We start from the raw sequence: 15,825 nt of genomic DNA on the forward strand, positions 1-15,825 counted from the left end.
GAGGTCCTCGCAATGACGGGTGGGGAGCAGCGGAGTCCAACACGTTCGTGTCCCGGACGCGCTGCAACGGCTCTTAGCGTTGCGGCGCAGAGCCGGGACCCATGCCGCCCGAATTGCCCAAGAAAGCATGGGCCCCGGCTCTGCAGCGCATCACGCAGCGTCCGGGCGAGAGCGATCAAATGCTCCCTCAGGTTGCAACCGTCCTCGCGATTGGCCATGATGTTTTCCGGAACGTGTGGGGCATGGCATGACGGCAGCAGCGGGGCTCTCTGCTTCGGCGGAGAAATCGACGACGGCGCATGTGGTGTGGGCGAGTGCGCTCGGCACTGCGATCGAGTGGTACGACTTCCTGATCTACGGCACGGCGGCCGCGCTGGTGCTCAACAAGCTGTTCTTCCCGAGCTTCGATCCCTTCGTCGGCACCCTCGCGGCATTCTCGACCTACGCGGTCGGCTTCGTGGCACGGCCGATCGGCGGCGCCATCATCGGGCATTACGGCGACCGGCTCGGGCGCAAGAAGATGCTGGTCGCGACCATGATTGCGATGGGGCTCGGCACCTTCCTGATCGGCTGCCTGCCGACCTACAGTCAGATCGGCATCTGGGCGCCGATCCTGCTCATCCTCCTGCGCTTCATCCAGGGCATCGGGCTCGGGGGCGAATGGAGCGGCGCGGTCGTGATGGTGATCGAGCATGCCGGCAACCGGCGCGGCTTCTACGGCAGCCTGGTGCAGATCGGTTTTCCCGTCGGCGTTGCCGCCTCCACCGGCATCTTCGGCCTGATGACGCAGCTGCCCGAGGCGGACTTCCAGAGCTGGGGCTGGCGCGTGCCGTTCTGGATCAGCATCTTGCTGGTCGGCATCGGTTTCATCGTGCGGCTCAAGCTCGCTGAGACGCCGCACTTCAAGGAGGTGGTGGAGCGCAAGGAGGTGCTGAAGCAGCCGGTGTGGGAAGTGCTCCGCCGGGACTGGCGCAGCTTTCTGCTGGCGATCGGTATCACGGTGTCGGAGGTCGGGCTCGCTTATCTGCTCACGGTCTTCACTGTTGTCTACGCGACCACAAAGCTCGGCCTGCCGCGGCAGGTGATCCTGAACGCCGTGGTCTATGCCGCGATCGTCGAGTTTGCGACGCTGCCGCTTGCCGGCTGGCTCTCCGACATTTTTGGCCGCAAGGCGCTGTATCTCGCCGGCGGCGTGTTCTCGGTGGCGCTGGCATTCCCGCTATTCTGGTTTCTCGACACAAAAGAGCCGGCGCTGATCACGCTCGCGCTGGTCGTGACGATGACGCTGACGCATGCGTTGCTGTTCGGGCCGAAAGCCGCGTTCATGCCGGAGCTGTTTCGTACCCAGGTGCGCTACAGCGGCGCCTCATTAGGTGCCAATGTCGCAGCCGCCATCAGCGGCGGCTTCTCGCCGCTGATCGCAACGGCGCTGCTGGCATGGGCCGGTTCCTACTGGGCGGTGTCGGTCTACATCATCGCGCTATCGATCATCACGATCTTCGCGACCTTGATGGCGCCGGAGACGGCGCGCGATGCGCTGAAATCCTGAGGATAGTTTAGCGGCAGGCGGCCACGTCCTGCATCACCAGAAAGGTGATGCTGGCGGGTGGCAGGCGGATACGTCCTGCGGGTGCAACTCGCGGCGCGAGGCGGGGCAGATCGTCGCGGCCAGTCAGGGCGAGCGTCGTGCCGTTCAGTTGCACGCTCGCGCTCTGGAGCCGGCGCGCCCGAAGCGTGTAGCGGCGGGCCTGCGCCGCCAGCGTCACGGCGTGCGATCCACGTTGCGACATGTTGATGAGGAGCACGGACGCCGCGCCGTTCGTCGTGGGATGACAATGCGCGTAGGCGTGAATCGCGCGCGTCGAGGCCATGCTCGCGTCGAGCACGGTGGTTCCCATCAGGCGATGCCAGAGCAGCGCGGCCCAGTAGTTCGGCCGTGGCCGAAACGTCGTCTCGTCGAGCAGGCCGTAGTCGCTCGCTGCGAGTGTGTTGTGCATCACCACCTGCACGCCGGCCCTGGCCAGGCGACCGAGCTGGTCGAGATAGCGAAAGCTGTCGAGAAAGGTCGCATCCCACGGATTGCCGCCGCAGGCGGCATCTGCGGTCTCCGTCAGCCAGATCGGCTTGCCCGGCTCGAATTCGTCGCGCAGGGCGCGATAGATGTCGAGCGCGGTGTCGGTCCGCGACAACCACTCATTGGATAGCGCCTGGGCCGGATCATCGTGCACGCCGCAGCGGAGCGAGAGCGTGTTGTAATGGTGATAGGAGACGCGATCGAGGCCCACGCCCGATGCGGCGAGCAGATCGCGTGTGCTGATGGCGGTTGCCGAGGATGAGGCGGGCTCGCCGACCGAGCCGGGCCCCGCGATCAATGTCTGCGGCGACGCGCGTTTCATCCATGTGCGAAAGATCCTGAAGTCGCGGCCATATGCATTCGCGTCATACCGGGCCGGCGCGCCATTGCTCGCCGCGAGCGTCGGCTCGTTCATGAATTCAGCGGCGGCGATGCGGCTGTCCAGAGCTCTCGTAAAATCGAGGAGGCGCCGTGCCTGGTCCGGCGACCAGACGCCGTCAGCGTCGCGGCTGCCGGGACTGATCGCGAAAGACGTCACGATCTCCGCATTGGCGGCACGCGCGAACTCAACGACGCCGCGCCATTGCGTGCGGCTGAGCACGGTATCGAAGCCGGCAGGCGGAGCGGCCGGCGCATTGTCGGTGTCGGCGAAAAAGGTTGCGTTGGCCCAGGTGCCGCTCACGCGCAAATAGGCGGGCCCAAGCGCCGCGGCCAGCTTGCGCAGGCGGGTGTTGGCGAGATCGATCGGCACTCGATGAGCATAGCGATCGCCGCGGCCGCCTCCTTGCGCATAGGGTTTCCAGAACCGTCCGCCGGTCACCTCCACCATCTCGATGTTGTAGGACTGGAAGCGCGCGTCGATCGTGCCGATCGCCTTCAATTCGGCCGCCGCGACGGTCTCGCCGCTGGCGGGCGCCATGCCCAAGGTTGCCGCCGCGATCAGCGCAATCGTCACCGCGCCTGTTGCTTCGCGACCGATCCGGTGCGGTCGGGATATTTGCCGGTCATGCACGGCTCGGCGTCTCTTCATGCCCGCCGCGGGTCCACATGTCTCTACCGACAATTCTACCTTAATTGACCTCACCGCCGTCGCCGGGAACTTCCGGAGCACCCGCGCCAAGGCGCCTGGATACTTCTGGGGGGAGCCGAGATGAACCTGACTGCCGATAACCAGCCCGGAGCCCCGAAAAAAATTGTGCTGGCCCCCCTTGAAATCGATACCGGTTTTTCTAAGTCGTTTTTCGCCGCGAGAGCGGTGTGCCGGACGCCATATCGGGTCCGGCGCGGGCGCCGGACTGGTCGTCGGATCCGTCTGATACCCTGTCCTGCGCTCCTTCGTATCCATCTTGCTCTTTGGAGGACTTGGTTATGAGGACCAGTTTTGACTTCGCGCCTCTGTGGCGCTCCACCATCGGTTTCGATCACTTGGCCGACCTCGTCGACAGCACGTTGCGCCAGGCGACCGAGGACAACTATCCCCCCTACAACATCGAGCGGTCCGGCGAGGACCATTACAGGATCAGCCTCGCCGTGGCGGGTTTCGGCGCCAACGACATCACCGTCACGGCCGAACAGAACGCGCTCAGCATCGAGGGCAGGAAGCCCGAGACCGCGGCGCGCGAATATCTGTACCAGGGCATCGCCGCGCGTCCTTTCCGGCGCGTGTTCAACCTCGCCGACTATGTCCAAGTGAAGCAGGCGTCCTTCCAGGACGGGCTCCTGATAATCGACCTCGTCCGCGAGGTTCCGGAGGCGATGAAGCCGCGCCGGATCGCGATCACGAGCGGCGCTCCCGCGGCATCGCAGATCGAGCAGAAGAAAGCAGCCTAAGCGCTTGATCAGGCCAATGGCGGAACGCGGCGCGCGGATGCGCGCCCGCGCTCCCGATGCATGGAGGAGACAATCATGGGTTTTCGTGATCTCGTTCCCTGGTCCAGAAACCAGGAGATCGCGCCGACGCGCGACAGTTTCGATCCCTTCCTGACGCTTCATCGCGAGATGAACCGTCTGTTCGACGACGTCTTCCGCGGCTTCGGCGGGACCAGCCTCTCGCCGCTGATGGAGGGCCGTTTCGGGTGGCCGAAAGTCGAGCTCAGCGAGACCGACAAGACGCTGACCGTTTCGGCGGAGCTTCCCGGCCTGACGGAGAAGGACGTCCAGGTCGAGATCGCCAATGGCGTCCTGACCGTACGCGGCGAGAAGAAAGCGGAGCGCAACGGCGAAGGCAGGTACTTCACCGAGCGCTATTACGGCGCCTTCGAGCGGCAGATCCGGCTCGAGGGCGTTGAGGAAGACAAGGCCGAGGCGTCGTTCACGAACGGTGTCCTGACCGTGTCGCTGCCGAAATCCGAGAAGGCGCGCGAAGACGTCAAGCGCATCGCGATCAATACGCACTAGCGTCAAACCGGCGGCGGCGATCTTCGCCGCCGTCTCTTTGTCAACAACCCCGTCCCTTGGAAAGGAGCTTGAGGGAGGCAAGACCAATGTCCAACGTGAATACCAACGCCGGCACTCTCAATCCGCTGTTTCATCCTGCGGCCCATTACGACTCGCCTGCCGACGTGCTGGATGCGGCGGAGCTCTCCACGCCGGAGAAGCGCATCATCCTGTCGTCCTGGGCGTCCGACATGTACGCGGTCGAATCCTGTCCCGCCTTGCGCGAGATTCCCGGCATGAGCCACACGGTCAGGCTCGCCGATATCCTGACCGCCCTGCGCAAGCTCGACGGCGACAATGACAATGACGACCCGCCGCGTGGCGGCGGCGTGCCGATGCGGCTGCGGCGGCCCTGGGCCGCCGCAGAGGGGCAAGGCGCATGATGTTCACGCCCACCGTTCTGGGGCTCGTCCTGTTCGGCCAAGCTTCGGCCGCATGGACCGTGCCGCTTCTGGCCATGCAAGGCTGGATCGCCGCGTCACGCTGCCCTGAGTGAAGCCCCGCGTTCTCCGACATATCCATCCAAGACAAGGCGGCAGGTGAGAAAGGTGAAAGCTGTGCGTTTGTTCTTGCTGGCACTGCTGGTGCTGACGTCTACGGCGCCACAGCCTGCCGCCGGCCAAATTCCCGATTTGAAGACGGGCGGCTCGGTACCGACGTTGGCGCCGCTGGTGCGCCAGGTGACGCCGGCCGTGGTCAACATTTCCGTGCACGGCCGGGTGCGCGAGGACAATCCGCTGTATTGCGATCCGCTCTTCCGCGAATTCTTCGACGTCCCCAGGCAGATCGAAAAGGAGGTCAACGCGACCGGCTCGGGTGTCATTGTCGATGCCCAGCGCGGCTATGTGTTGACCAACAATCACGTGGTCGAAGGCACGTCCGCCGTTCAGATCACGACCAAGGACGGCCGGCAGTTCTCCGCCAAGGTGATCGGCCGTGATCCCCCCACAGATGTGGCGGTGCTTCAGGTCCAGAACCCGGCCGGGCTCAAGGCGCTTGCCTTCGGCGACAGCGACGCGCTCGAGGTCGGCGACTTCGTGCTCGCGATCGGTAATCCCTTCGGTCTCGGCCAGACCGTGACGTCAGGTCTCGTCAGTGCGCTGGGCCGCACCGGCCTCGGCAAGCAGGGGTATGAGGATTTCATTCAGACCGACGCCGCGATCAATCCCGGCAATTCCGGAGGGGCGCTGGTCAGCCTGCGCGGCGAACTCGTCGGCATCAACTCGGCGATCATCTCGCCCGGCGGCGGCAACGTCGGCATCGGCTTTGCCATTCCGGTCAACATGGCGCGCAAGGTGATGGAGCAGATCATCGCCAATGGCCGCGTGGAGCGCGGTCGCATCGGCATCTCGCTGAAAGAGCTCCACCCGTCGGTCAGCAAGGGGGTCACCGAAGGCGCCGTTGTCGCCGAGGTGGCCGCGGACTCCCCCGCGGAGAAGGCCGGCCTGCGGAAAGGTGATCTGATCATCCGAGCAGACGATCGCCCGATCCGCACCGCCGCACAGCTCCGCAACACCATTGGCCTCGCGCGCATTGGTGAGGAAGTAAAGCTGTCACTGCTGCGCAATGGCGCTCCGTTGACTGCGATCGTGAGGATTGCGCCCGCGCTGCAATCGAGCGGCGCTCTGGTAGACGGCAATCGCCTCGTCCGTTGAGGGCGCGGGACCACAAGGTCGTCATCGCGCGTCCTGCAACCGCTGCAATTGCAGGATGAGCGGCGGCCGGCTGCGCTGGCGGAGGCCCTTGAATTGCCGGAGTTCCATCCGCGATTGCCCCGCATTGGGCCACGAACAAACCCGCTGCGGCCATATTTGCGTAAGAGTGATCTTCCGTGAGGGAGGCGCTCCGATGAACAAAGCTTTGATCACTGCCATCGTGCTGCTGGCTGGCGTGCCGGCGAGTGCCGCTGCGCAGGAGCGCGCAGGCTCCGCAGCGTTAGGCGCCGTGTCCGGTGCCGTCGTGCTCGGTCCTGTCGGTGCCGTTGCGGGCGCGGTGATCGGCTATACCGCCGGACCTTCGATCGCGAGGTCCTGGGGCGTCGGCGGTTCGCGATCAGCGCGACATCGGCAGCCGTCACGACGGGAGGCGACCCCGGTGGCGGCGACCACCGCTCCACCGCACACGTACCAGGCGATGGAGGCGAATGGTCAGATGAGAGCTGCGAGCAATCCGCCGGTTCAAGCCGCCCCGGCGGCGCCACCGGCTCAAGCAGCGCCTGTGGCGCCCGCGGAGACCACGCCGCCGCCCGTTCAGGGATTCGATTAAGGCCGGCGGCTTAGGCCGCGGTGGTCTTCGGCCGCAACCGGTCGACCGTCCGCGCGATCAGCGCGGCCACTTCCGGCACCTTTGGCCCAATCCGAAACTCCGGCCCCGCAACGACCACCGAAAGCCTGCGATCGCCGATCGGCAACGGGATCGCCGCGCCGGCGAGATCGCGGCTGTAATCCGCAAAACTCTGGCAGTAACCGCGCGCGATCGAGTTGCGCAGCTCGGTCTCGACCGCTTCGATGCTGATCGGGGTCGAGGGGCCGTATTGCTTGAACTCGATCTTGCGATAGACCGAGTCACGCTCCTCCTGCGAATATTGCAGCAGCAGCGCGCGGCCGCTCGCGGTGGCGTGGATCGGCACGCGATGGCCGATGGTCGCGAAATAGCGGATCGCAGCTTTTGATTCGACGACGTCGATGAACACCGCCATCACGCCGGCCGGCGCCACGATCGAGGCAGTCTCCCCGGTCTCCGCCGAGAGATCGGCGATCAGCTGATGCGTCCACGGCGGCAGCGGCTCGACCTCCGAGATCATCCGCGCCATCGCCAGCCACCGCGGCGTCGGATAGAAGCCGGCGCGCGGCCGCGGTTCGTAAAGATAGCCCTTCTCCGACAGCGTCGCGAGCAGGTTGAACGTCGACGAGCGCGGCCAGCCGAAATGATCGGCGATCTCGGCAAGCGTCGCCGGCTTCCTCCCTTGTGCGAAGAATTCCATGATCTCCAGGACGTTTGCGGCTTGGCGAACGATCATGCGAGGTTTGCGTCCTAGGGTTGGCCGAGGATCTTCTTCGCTGCGCGAAGATGCGGCTTGTCGATCATTTGGCCGTCGAGCCGCAGCGTTCCGGAATCGGGATTGTTCGCGAAGGCGGCGATCACCTTCTCCGCCCAGGCGCGCTCGGCCTCGGTCGGTTCGAACGCCGCGTTGACGATTTCGACATGCTTGGGATGGATCAGCGCCTTCGCCGAAAAGCCGTCGCGCCGCGCGGCGCGCGTTTCCTGCTCGAGGCCGGCGAGATTGTCGATGTCGGTATAGACGGTGTCGATTGGTGCCACCTCGGCCGCGGCTGCTGCCATCAGGCACAGATCGCGCGCGAGGCGATAAGGGCTGTGGAACACGCCATCGCTCGCCTTCTCGGTCGCGCCGAGCGATGCCGAAAGATCCTCCGCGCCCCACATCAGGCCGGCGAGGCGAGGGGAGCAGTTCTTGTAACTGCCGAGGCCGAAGATCGCGCTTGCGGTTTCCGTCGCAACGCAGACGATGCGCGTCGCGCCGACCGTGATGCCGGATGCCGCTTCCAAGGCTTCGAGCCAAGTGGCGACCTGCCGCACGTCGTCGCCGCCTTGCGATTTCGGCAGCACGATGCCGTCGGGCCTGCCCGGCATCACCGCAGCAAGGTCTGTGAGCGTCATGCCGGTGTCGAGCGCGTTGATGCGGACATAAAGCTGGTGCGGGCCGGGACGGCTCTTCAGCATCGCCCGCGTGAGGGTGCGCGCCTCCGGCTTCTTCTCGGTGACGACGGAATCCTCGAGATCGATGATCAGCGCGTCGGCCTTGCCTTCGCTAGCCTTCTCGAATTTGCGCGGGGAATCGCCCGGCACGAACAGCATCGAACGCATCAGACCGGCCTCTTGTGCATCAACGCCATGCGGCGGCATTTGGCGACGATCTCGTCGTTCTGGTTCAGAGCGTGATGCTCGAATTCGACGATACCGGCTTTGGGCCGCGATTTGGATTCCCGCACCGAGAGCACCTTTGTCGTCGCCCGCAACGTGTCGCCATGGAAGACCGGTTTCGGAAAGGTCACGTCGGTCATGCCGAGATTGGCGACGGTGGTGCCCAAGGTCGTATCATAGACCGTCATGCCGATCATGATGCCGAGGGTGTAAAGGCTGTTGAAAATGCGCTGGCCGAACTCGGTCTTTTCCGAGAAATGCGCGTCGATGTGCAGCGGCTGCGGGTTGAGCGTCAGCAGGCTGAACATGGTGTTGTCCATCTCCGTGACCGTCCGGGTCAGCGGATGCCTGAATTCCTGGCCCACGGAAAAGTCCTCGAAATAAAGTCCGGCCATCGCGGTTTCCTCCCTGTGTCTTGCGATTTGGCCCGCGCCTGCGCTTAAGGCGGCGCGGCGAGGTGAACTGCTCTTTGCTCTGCGAGCTTGTCGATCTCCTCGGCCGAGAGGCCCGCCTCGCGCAAAATGTCGCGCCCGTGCTGGCCGAGTGTGGGCGCGGGACCGGCCGGCTCCGGCTGGGTCACGCTCCAGGTGGAGGGCACCCGCATCTGGCGGATGCGGCCTTCCACGGGGTGATCGATCGTCCTGAAGAAACCGGTCGCCTTCAGATGCGGATCGTCCAGAACAGTCTCCAGCGTATGCATCGGCATCACGGGAATGTCGGCGCGCTCCAGCAACTCGCGCCATTCCGCCGTGGTGCGCGTCAGGAAGATGTGGCCGATCTCCTCGTAGATCTCGTCGATGTGCTCGGCGCGTGCGGCGTGGTTGGCAAAGCGCGGCTGGTCGAGGAAATGCGGCGCTCCGATTGCCTCGAAGAAGCTGCGCCAATGCTTGTCGTTGTAGATGAGCACGCAGAGATAGCCGTCGCTGGTCTTGTAGGGGCGGCGATAGCGTGAGAGCAGGCGGGCGTAGCCGCCATGATCGAGCGGGGGATCGTAGGTGAGGCCGCCGAGGTGATCGACCAGCACGAACTCGGTCATCGACTCGAACATCGGCACGTCGATGCGCTGGCCTTGGCCGGTGCGCTGCTGATGCATGAGCCCGCCCATGATCGCATTCACCATCATCAGCCCGACGATGCGATCGGCGATGGTGACGGGAACGTAGCGCGGCGTGCCGTCGCCGGCCGCAGCCAACAGTGTTGGAATAGTGGCGGCGCCCTGGATCAGGTCGTCATAGGCAGGCTTGGCGGCATAGGGACCCGACTGGCCATAGCCGAATGCGCCGACATAGATGAGCGACGGATTGATCGCGGCCAGCGTCTCGTAATCGAGCCCGAGCCGCGCCATCGCCTGCGGGCGCACATTGTACACGAGCGCATTGGCGCGCTTGGCCAGCCGCAGCAGCGTGTCGCGGCCTTCCGCCTTCTTGAGGTCGAGCACGATGCTGCGCTTGCCGCGATTGGCGTTGTGGAACATCCCGCCCATTCCAGGCACGCGGCCAGGACCGATCTGGCGAACGATGTCGCCCTCGGGGCTTTCGACCTTGATGACGTCGGCACCCATGTCCGCCAGCACCTGGGTCCCGTACGGGCCCATCAGCACCGAGGTCAGGTCGAGAATGGTGAAGCCGGCGAGCGGTCCCATGGGTCCCCGTTGGATGAATTCACATACGTGGAGTTAGAGTTCAGAAAAGCGCAGTGTCAATTCGGCGGGCATTCCCAGCGAATGCATAGCGCCATGCTGAATTCATATGCTTGACAGACAAATTCACATATATGTACGTTTTCCTCAAGCAAGAAACGGACGAGGGAGCCGAACGGTGCAGCAGCGGGCTGCTGCCGCCTTCGGCGTGGGGACGCGTCAAGGAGAACCAAATGAGGAAGAACCTGGTCTGGGCTGTAGCCGCGCTCGCGCTTTCGCTGCCGGTCTCGACATTTCAGGCGCGGGCGCTCGAGCTGAAGGTCGCCGATAGCTTCCCCGCCGGCCACTATCTCGTCCGCCTGCTGCTCAAGCCCTGGATGGACGACGTCACGAAACGCACCAACGGCGCGGTGACCTTCACCTATTATCCGAACCAGCAGATCGGCAAGGCGGCCGACATGCTGCGTCTGACACAGTCGGGCGTGGTCGACATCGGCTACATCGGGCCGTCGTATGTTTCCGACAAGATGCCGCTGTCGGAAGTCGCGCAATTGCCGGGCGCGTTCGCGACCAGCTGTCAGGGCACGCTCGCCTATTGGAAGACCGCGCGCGACGGCATCTTGGCCAAGCAGGAATACGCCCCGAACAAGATCAAGCTGCTGATGGCCGTGGTGCTGCCGCCCTATCAGGTGTGGACCGTCAAATCGAAGGTCGAAACCACCAGGGACATCCAGGGCCTCAAGCTGCGCACCACCGGTGGCGCGCAGGACCTGACGCTGCGTGCGCTCAACGCCGTGCCGGTGCGCATGGCCGCGCCCGATGCCTATGAGTCGCTGTCGCGCGGCACCATGGATGGCCTCTTGTTCCCGCTCGACAGCGTCGTGTCCTACGGCCTCGACAAGCTGGTCAAGCACGCCACCGAAGGCGTCAGCTTCGGCAGCTTCATCGTCGCTTACTCGATCAACCAGTCGGTCTGGGACAAGCTGCCCGACGACGTCAAGAAGGCGATGAACGAGGCCTCGGAGGCGATCACGCCAAAAGCCTGCGCCGACGTCGACAAGGAAGGCGAAGTCACCAAGAAGCACATGCAGGACGAAGGCGTCAGCTTCGATCCGCTGCCGGAGGCGACCCGTGCCGAGATCAAGGACAAGCTCAAGGACGTCGGCAAGCAGTGGGCCGGCGGGCTCGACAGCCGCGGCAAGCAGGCCTCTGCGGCGCTGAAGGAGTTCGACGACTTGCTCGCCGCCGGCAGCAAGTAATCCCACAACGAAGAGGGAGGCGCGAAGTGATCGAACGGGCAGGGCAAGTGCTCGGCGCGCTGGAGCGCGCGCTGACGGTGATCGCGGTGGTGTTCCTGTTCGTGATCATGCTGCTGGTCGGGACCGACGTGTTCATGCGTTACGTGCTGAACAGCCCGTTCGCCTTCACCTACGATCTGATCGGGCTCTATCTGCTCGCCGGCGTGTTCTTCTTCACGCTGTCGGATGCCTTGCGTGAGCATGCCCATGTCGGCGTCGACATCCTGCTGTCGCGCTTCTCGCCGTCGGGACGGCGGCTGTCCGAGATCGTCACCGCGCTCGCCGGCCTGTTCGTGTTCGTCCTGATCTGCAAGGTCGGTTTCGAGCGCGCGCTGGAGAATTATGAGCAGCACGACGTGCTCTCGGGCGCGATCCCCTGGCCGACCTGGATCTCGGCGGCGCTGGTGCCGTTCGGCTGCGGCGTGCTGGTGCTGCGGCTGGCGCTCCAGCTCGTCGGCAACGTGCTGAGCCTCGTCAGCGGCCGCGACCTCTATCCGCTGCCGCCGGTGACCGGCGTCGGCGAAGCACGCAGTTTCGAGTAACGGCAGGCCTCCATGACACCTTTCATCGTTCTCGCCCTGCTGTTTGGCCTGCTCGCGCTCGGCACGCCCGTCGGCTTTGCCATGGCCTTTTCCGGCTCGGTCGGGCTCGTCATGGTCGGCGGCTGGTCCACGCTGTTCGGCATCTTGCAAACCGCGCCGCTCTCGACCGTCTCGTCCTATGAGCTGATCACCATCCCGATGTTCCTCCTGATGGCGGATCTGGTGCTGCTGTCGGGCGTGGCGGACGATCTGTTCAAGACCGCCTCGGCCTGGGTCGGCCGCATTCCCGGCGGCCTCGGCATGGCGACCGCGCTCGCCGGCGCCGGTTTCGGCGCGATCTGCGGCACCTCGACAGCCTCCGCCGCGACGCTGTCCTCGACCAGCCTGCCTGCAATGATCCGCCAGGGCTATGAGCCCAAGATGGCCGCGGGCGTGGTCGCGATCTCAGGCACGCTGTCGATGCTGCTGCCGACCAGCGTCGCGCTCGTCATTTTCGGCCTGCTGGCCGAAGTGAATATCGGCAAGCTGCTGATCAGCGGCATCATCCCGGCGATCCTCGTCACCATCACAATCATGGCGACGATCTATTTCCTGGTCTGGCAGGATCCTTCGCGCGCACCGGCCGCGAAGTCGGTGCCCTGGCGCGAGAAATTCGCACTGCTGTGGCAGGTTTCGCCCATGGTGGTGCTGTTCTCGATCGTGACGGGCACGATCTATCTCGGCGTCGCGACGCCGACGGAAGCGTCGGCCTTCGGCGCGTTCGGCGCCTTCCTGCTCGCGATCGCCAAGGGCAAGATCACGCCGACCTCGCTCTACAAGACGCTGCTGCGCGCATGTCACGGCACCTGCATGATCATCATGATCCTCGTCGGCGCCTCGATCTTCGGTTATTTCTTCACGCTCACCCATGTGACGCAGGATCTCGTCGCATGGATCGGCAGCTTGCCGACCTCGCGCTGGGTGATCATCACGCTGATCCTGTGCGGTTACATCGTGCTCGGCTCGTTCATGGACCAGATCGCGATCCTGGTGCTGACCGTGCCGATCGTGCTGCCGCTGATCAAGACGCTCGGCTTCGACCCGATCTGGTTCGGCGTCATCAAGATCGTCACCGCAGAGGTCGGCATGATCACGCCGCCGGTCGGGCTGAACTGCTTCATCGTCGCCCGCTACGCCAAGCGGCCGGTGGCGGAGGTGTTCCACGGCACCTTTCCGCACTTCGTCGCGCACCTGATCGCGATTGCGATTCTGGTGGCGTTTCCGTCCATCATCCTGTGGCTGCCCTCGCAGATGGGGCGCTGAAGCGCGACGAGATCAGGATGAATCATCATCGCGCTTTAGCTTGTTGTTTGCGCATGATCCGGAAAACCGCTGCGCACTTTTCCGGATCATGCTTTAGGATCGGAGCCCGGCTCCCCAGAAGGAGATCAAGAACATGGATTTCGCGCTCACCGATCAGCAGGAAGCTATTCGCGATGCCATCGCGAAAATCTGCGAAGGCTTTCCCGATGCCTATTGGCTGAAGAAGGACCACGACGGCGGCTTCCCGCACGATTTCCACAAGGCGCTGGCCGATGCCGGCTGGCTCGGCATTTGCGTGCCGGAGGAATATGGCGGCTCCGGGCTCGGCATCACCGAGGCGGCGATCATGATGCGCACGATCGCGGAATCCGGCGCCGGCATGTCGGGCGCCTCCGCGGTGCATATCAACGTGTTCGGCCTCAATCCCGTCGTCGTGTTCGGCACCGAGGAGCAGCGCAAGCGCATGCTGCCGCCGATGGTCGAGGGCCGCGAGAAGGCGTGCTTCGCCGTCACGGAGCCCAACACCGGCCTCAACACCACCCAGCTCAAGACCCGCGCTGTTGCCAAGAACGACCGCTACATCGTCAACGGCCAGAAGGTGTGGATCTCGACCGCGCAGGTCGCGCACAAGATCCTGCTGCTGGCGCGCACCACGCCGCTGGAGGAGGTGCGCTCGCCAACCCATGGCCTCAGCCTGTTCTACACCGATTTCGACCGAAACAGGATCAAGGTCCACGAGATCGAGAAGATGGGCCGCAAGATCGTCGATTCCAACGAGCTGTTCTTCGAAGACTTTGAAATTCCGATGGAGGACCGCATCGGCGAGGAGGGCAAGGGTTTCCAGTACATCCTCGAAGGCATGAACCCCGAGCGGATCCTGATCGCGGCGGAAGCCGTCGGGCTCGGCAAGCTCGCGCTCTCGCGCGCGACCGAATATGCCAAGACGCGCATCGTGTTCAGCCGTCCGATCGGCAAGAACCAAGGCATCCAGCATCCGCTCGCGGTGAACTGGGTCGAGCTCGAGGCGGCCTGGCTGATGGTGATGTCGGCAGCGTGGCAATACGACAAGGGCATGCCCTGCGGCGCCGCGGCCAATGCCGCGAAATATCTGGCGGGCGAAGCGGGCTTCTCGGCCTGCGAGCAGGCGGTGATGACTCATGGCGGTTTTGGCTATGCCAAGGAATTCCACGTCGAGCGCTATTTGCGTGAAGTGCTGATCCCACGCATCGCGCCCGTCAGCCCGCAGCTCGCGCTCAGCTTCATTGCGGAAAAGGTGCTGGGGCTGGCGAAGTCGTATTGAGGCTACGATGCCCGAGAAGGCGTCGCCGATCGACTTTATCGGCCTGATCCGCGAAGGCGATCTCGTGGTATGCGGACAGGCGACGGCGGAGCCGACCACTCTGACAGAGGCGCTGGTTGCGCAGGCCGGGCATCTGCCCGCCTTCCGCGTGATGGTCGGACCGATCTTCTCGGAGACGTTCTCCGCGGCTTGCGCGCCGAACATCTCGTTCCGGAGCTATGGCGTGATCGGCAATGCGCGGCGGCTCGCGAAGGCTGGGCGCCTCGACGTGATTCCGAGCAACTACAGCGCCTTCTGTGCTGACTTCGCCGCGCGCCGCCATCAAGCCGATGTCGTTCTGGTGCAACTTGCGGAGTCCGGGGGACGGCTCAGCGCCAGCCTCTCCAACGATTACGTCATCGATGCCGCGCGCGGCGCGCGCCTCGTCATCGCCGAGATCAATCCGGATGCACCCTTCACGTTCGGCGCGGACTGGCCGGAGGACGTGCCGATCCATGTGCGTGTGCCTGCTCGCCGTCCGCCGGTGGAATTGGCCTCACCGCCTCCGGATGACGTCTCGCGGCGCATCGCCACCCATGCCGCGAGCTTGATCGCCGACGGCAGCACGCTCCAGTTCGGCGTCGGCCGGATTCCGGATGCGATCCTGTCCTCGCTAACCCATGCGCGCCATCTCGGCATCCATTCCGGGCTGATCAACGACGCCGTTGTCGACCTCGTCGAGTGCGGCGCGGTGACGAATGCGGAGAAGGGGATCGATGCCGGGACCACGGTCACCAACCAGGTGATCGGCACGCAGCGACTCTATCGCTTCGTTCACGAAAACAAGTTCGTTTCGGTGCGGCCGACGTCCTACACGCACGGCCAGATCGTGCTGGCGCGGGTCAACAGGCTGGTCGCGATCAATTCGGCACTTCAAGTCGGGCTGGATGGCGCCGTGAATTCCGAGACGCTCAACGGCGTTGCGATCGGGGCGATCGGCGGCCAGCTCGATTTCGTGCGCGGAGCCAATGCGTCTCCCGGCGGCAGAGCCATCATCGCGCTGCCGGCGAGGGCGTCCGACGGCACCAGCCGTATCGTCGCCCATGTCGAGACGGTAACGACACCCCGTGCCGATGTCGACGCCATCGTCACCGAATGGGGCATCGCGGAGTTGCGCGGCTGCGACCTTGCCGAGCGTGCGCGCCGCCTGATCGCAATCGCGGCGCCCGGGCACCGGGACGCGTTGTCGGCACTGCTTCGCGCCGCGGGCTAGGCGCCTCACTTGAGTATGGCGAGAGTCCAAGACGAGATCG

16 protein-coding genes are annotated in these 15,825 nt (G+C 64.7%); 11 read left to right on the plus strand and 5 right to left on the minus strand.

What is annotated here, in order from left to right; genetic code table 11:
* Window positions 1-247: 247 nt before the first annotated feature.
* Window positions 248-1,549 carry an MFS transporter gene (locus ACVWY3_RS38290; protein ID WP_456843075.1) on the plus strand — a complete coding sequence of 434 codons (1,302 nt, stop codon included), beginning with the start codon at window positions 248-250 and terminating at the stop codon, window positions 1,547-1,549.
* Between the two features lie 7 nt (window positions 1,550-1,556).
* Here ACVWY3_RS38290 and ACVWY3_RS38295 read toward each other — a convergent pair whose 3' ends face one another.
* Window positions 1,557-3,104 (minus strand): hypothetical protein, encoded by a 1,548-nt coding sequence (locus ACVWY3_RS38295; RefSeq protein ID WP_456843076.1) that lies wholly within the window; start codon window positions 3,102-3,104, stop codon window positions 1,557-1,559.
* 338 nt (window positions 3,105-3,442) lie between these two features.
* Here ACVWY3_RS38295 and ACVWY3_RS38300 point away from each other — a divergent pair, with 338 nt between their 5' ends.
* The 5 genes from ACVWY3_RS38300 to ACVWY3_RS38320 all read left to right on the plus strand — a co-directional run bounded on the left by ACVWY3_RS38300 (window position 3,443) and on the right by ACVWY3_RS38320 (window position 6,775).
* The gene (locus ACVWY3_RS38300; protein ID WP_456843077.1) at window positions 3,443-3,904 is read left to right on the plus strand and encodes an Hsp20 family protein; all 462 of its coding nucleotides are present in this window, start codon (window positions 3,443-3,445) and stop codon (window positions 3,902-3,904) included.
* 75 nt (window positions 3,905-3,979) lie between these two features.
* Entirely contained in the window at window positions 3,980-4,471 is a 492-nt protein-coding gene (locus tag ACVWY3_RS38305) for an Hsp20/alpha crystallin family protein (RefSeq protein ID WP_456843078.1), read from the plus strand.
* Between the two features lie 86 nt (window positions 4,472-4,557).
* Window positions 4,558-4,893 (plus strand): hypothetical protein, encoded by a 336-nt coding sequence (locus tag ACVWY3_RS38310; protein WP_456843079.1) that lies wholly within the window; start codon window positions 4,558-4,560, stop codon window positions 4,891-4,893.
* Between the two features lie 156 nt (window positions 4,894-5,049).
* Window positions 5,050-6,165 (plus strand): trypsin-like peptidase domain-containing protein, encoded by a 1,116-nt coding sequence (locus ACVWY3_RS38315; protein ID WP_456843080.1) that lies wholly within the window; start codon window positions 5,050-5,052, stop codon window positions 6,163-6,165.
* 193 nt (window positions 6,166-6,358) lie between these two features.
* Complete coding sequence (locus tag ACVWY3_RS38320) at window positions 6,359-6,775, plus strand: hypothetical protein (protein WP_456843081.1); 417 nt, start codon at window positions 6,359-6,361, stop codon at window positions 6,773-6,775.
* 10 nt (window positions 6,776-6,785) lie between these two features.
* Here ACVWY3_RS38320 and ACVWY3_RS38325 read toward each other — a convergent pair whose 3' ends face one another.
* The 4 genes from ACVWY3_RS38325 to ACVWY3_RS38340 are packed head-to-tail and all read right to left on the minus strand — an operon-like array spanning window position 6,786 to window position 10,094.
* Entirely contained in the window at window positions 6,786-7,529 is a 744-nt protein-coding gene (locus ACVWY3_RS38325) for an IclR family transcriptional regulator (RefSeq protein WP_456843082.1), read from the minus strand.
* 14 nt (window positions 7,530-7,543) lie between these two features.
* Window positions 7,544-8,395 carry an HpcH/HpaI aldolase/citrate lyase family protein gene (locus tag ACVWY3_RS38330; protein ID WP_456843083.1) on the minus strand — a complete coding sequence of 284 codons (852 nt, stop codon included), beginning with the start codon at window positions 8,393-8,395 and terminating at the stop codon, window positions 7,544-7,546.
* Window positions 8,395-8,874, minus strand: coding sequence for a MaoC family dehydratase (locus tag ACVWY3_RS38335; protein WP_456843557.1), 480 nt, complete (start codon window positions 8,872-8,874; stop codon window positions 8,395-8,397). Before ACVWY3_RS38335 ends, ACVWY3_RS38330 begins: the two co-directional genes overlap by 1 nt.
* Window positions 8,875-8,891: 17 nt before the next feature.
* Window positions 8,892-10,094, minus strand: coding sequence for a CaiB/BaiF CoA transferase family protein (locus tag ACVWY3_RS38340; RefSeq protein WP_456843084.1), 1,203 nt, complete (start codon window positions 10,092-10,094; stop codon window positions 8,892-8,894).
* Between the two features lie 230 nt (window positions 10,095-10,324).
* Here ACVWY3_RS38340 and ACVWY3_RS38345 point away from each other — a divergent pair, with 230 nt between their 5' ends.
* The 5 genes from ACVWY3_RS38345 to ACVWY3_RS38365 all read left to right on the plus strand — a co-directional run bounded on the left by ACVWY3_RS38345 (window position 10,325) and on the right by ACVWY3_RS38365 (window position 15,785).
* Complete coding sequence (locus tag ACVWY3_RS38345; protein ID WP_456843085.1) at window positions 10,325-11,350, plus strand: TRAP transporter substrate-binding protein; 1,026 nt, start codon at window positions 10,325-10,327, stop codon at window positions 11,348-11,350.
* 26 nt (window positions 11,351-11,376) lie between these two features.
* The gene (locus tag ACVWY3_RS38350; RefSeq protein ID WP_456843086.1) at window positions 11,377-11,931 is read left to right on the plus strand and encodes a TRAP transporter small permease; all 555 of its coding nucleotides are present in this window, start codon (window positions 11,377-11,379) and stop codon (window positions 11,929-11,931) included.
* A gap of 12 nt (window positions 11,932-11,943) precedes the next feature.
* A complete protein-coding gene (locus tag ACVWY3_RS38355; RefSeq protein ID WP_456843087.1) occupies window positions 11,944-13,233 on the plus strand; it encodes a TRAP transporter large permease in 1,290 nt (429 codons plus the stop codon).
* A gap of 133 nt (window positions 13,234-13,366) precedes the next feature.
* Window positions 13,367-14,533 carry an acyl-CoA dehydrogenase family protein gene (locus ACVWY3_RS38360; RefSeq protein WP_456843088.1) on the plus strand — a complete coding sequence of 389 codons (1,167 nt, stop codon included), beginning with the start codon at window positions 13,367-13,369 and terminating at the stop codon, window positions 14,531-14,533.
* A gap of 7 nt (window positions 14,534-14,540) precedes the next feature.
* Entirely contained in the window at window positions 14,541-15,785 is a 1,245-nt protein-coding gene (locus tag ACVWY3_RS38365) for an acetyl-CoA hydrolase/transferase family protein (protein WP_456843089.1), read from the plus strand.
* Window positions 15,786-15,825: the final 40 nt, after the last annotated feature.

It is taken from the genome of Bradyrhizobium sp. USDA 4486 (genome assembly GCF_054057995.1).

Excerpts from the sequence above, each read along its gene's own strand:
- ACVWY3_RS38290 (WP_456843075.1), top strand. The coding sequence starts at position 248 with ATGACGGCAGCAGCGGGGCTCTCTGCTTCGGCGGAGAAATCGACGACG.
- ACVWY3_RS38295 (WP_456843076.1), bottom strand. The coding sequence starts at position 3,104 with ATGAAGAGACGCCGAGCCGTGCATGACCGGCAAATATCCCGACCGCAC.
- ACVWY3_RS38300 (WP_456843077.1), top strand. The coding sequence starts at position 3,443 with ATGAGGACCAGTTTTGACTTCGCGCCTCTGTGGCGCTCCACCATCGGT.
- ACVWY3_RS38305 (WP_456843078.1), top strand. The coding sequence starts at position 3,980 with ATGGGTTTTCGTGATCTCGTTCCCTGGTCCAGAAACCAGGAGATCGCG.
- ACVWY3_RS38310 (WP_456843079.1), top strand. The coding sequence starts at position 4,558 with ATGTCCAACGTGAATACCAACGCCGGCACTCTCAATCCGCTGTTTCAT.
- ACVWY3_RS38320 (WP_456843081.1), top strand. The coding sequence starts at position 6,359 with ATGAACAAAGCTTTGATCACTGCCATCGTGCTGCTGGCTGGCGTGCCG.
- ACVWY3_RS38325 (WP_456843082.1), bottom strand. The coding sequence starts at position 7,529 with ATGATCGTTCGCCAAGCCGCAAACGTCCTGGAGATCATGGAATTCTTC.
- ACVWY3_RS38330 (WP_456843083.1), bottom strand. The coding sequence starts at position 8,395 with ATGCGTTCGATGCTGTTCGTGCCGGGCGATTCCCCGCGCAAATTCGAG.
- ACVWY3_RS38340 (WP_456843084.1), bottom strand. The coding sequence starts at position 10,094 with ATGGGACCGCTCGCCGGCTTCACCATTCTCGACCTGACCTCGGTGCTG.
- ACVWY3_RS38345 (WP_456843085.1), top strand. The coding sequence starts at position 10,325 with ATGAGGAAGAACCTGGTCTGGGCTGTAGCCGCGCTCGCGCTTTCGCTG.
- ACVWY3_RS38355 (WP_456843087.1), top strand. The coding sequence starts at position 11,944 with ATGACACCTTTCATCGTTCTCGCCCTGCTGTTTGGCCTGCTCGCGCTC.
- ACVWY3_RS38360 (WP_456843088.1), top strand. The coding sequence starts at position 13,367 with ATGGATTTCGCGCTCACCGATCAGCAGGAAGCTATTCGCGATGCCATC.
- ACVWY3_RS38365 (WP_456843089.1), top strand. The coding sequence starts at position 14,541 with ATGCCCGAGAAGGCGTCGCCGATCGACTTTATCGGCCTGATCCGCGAA.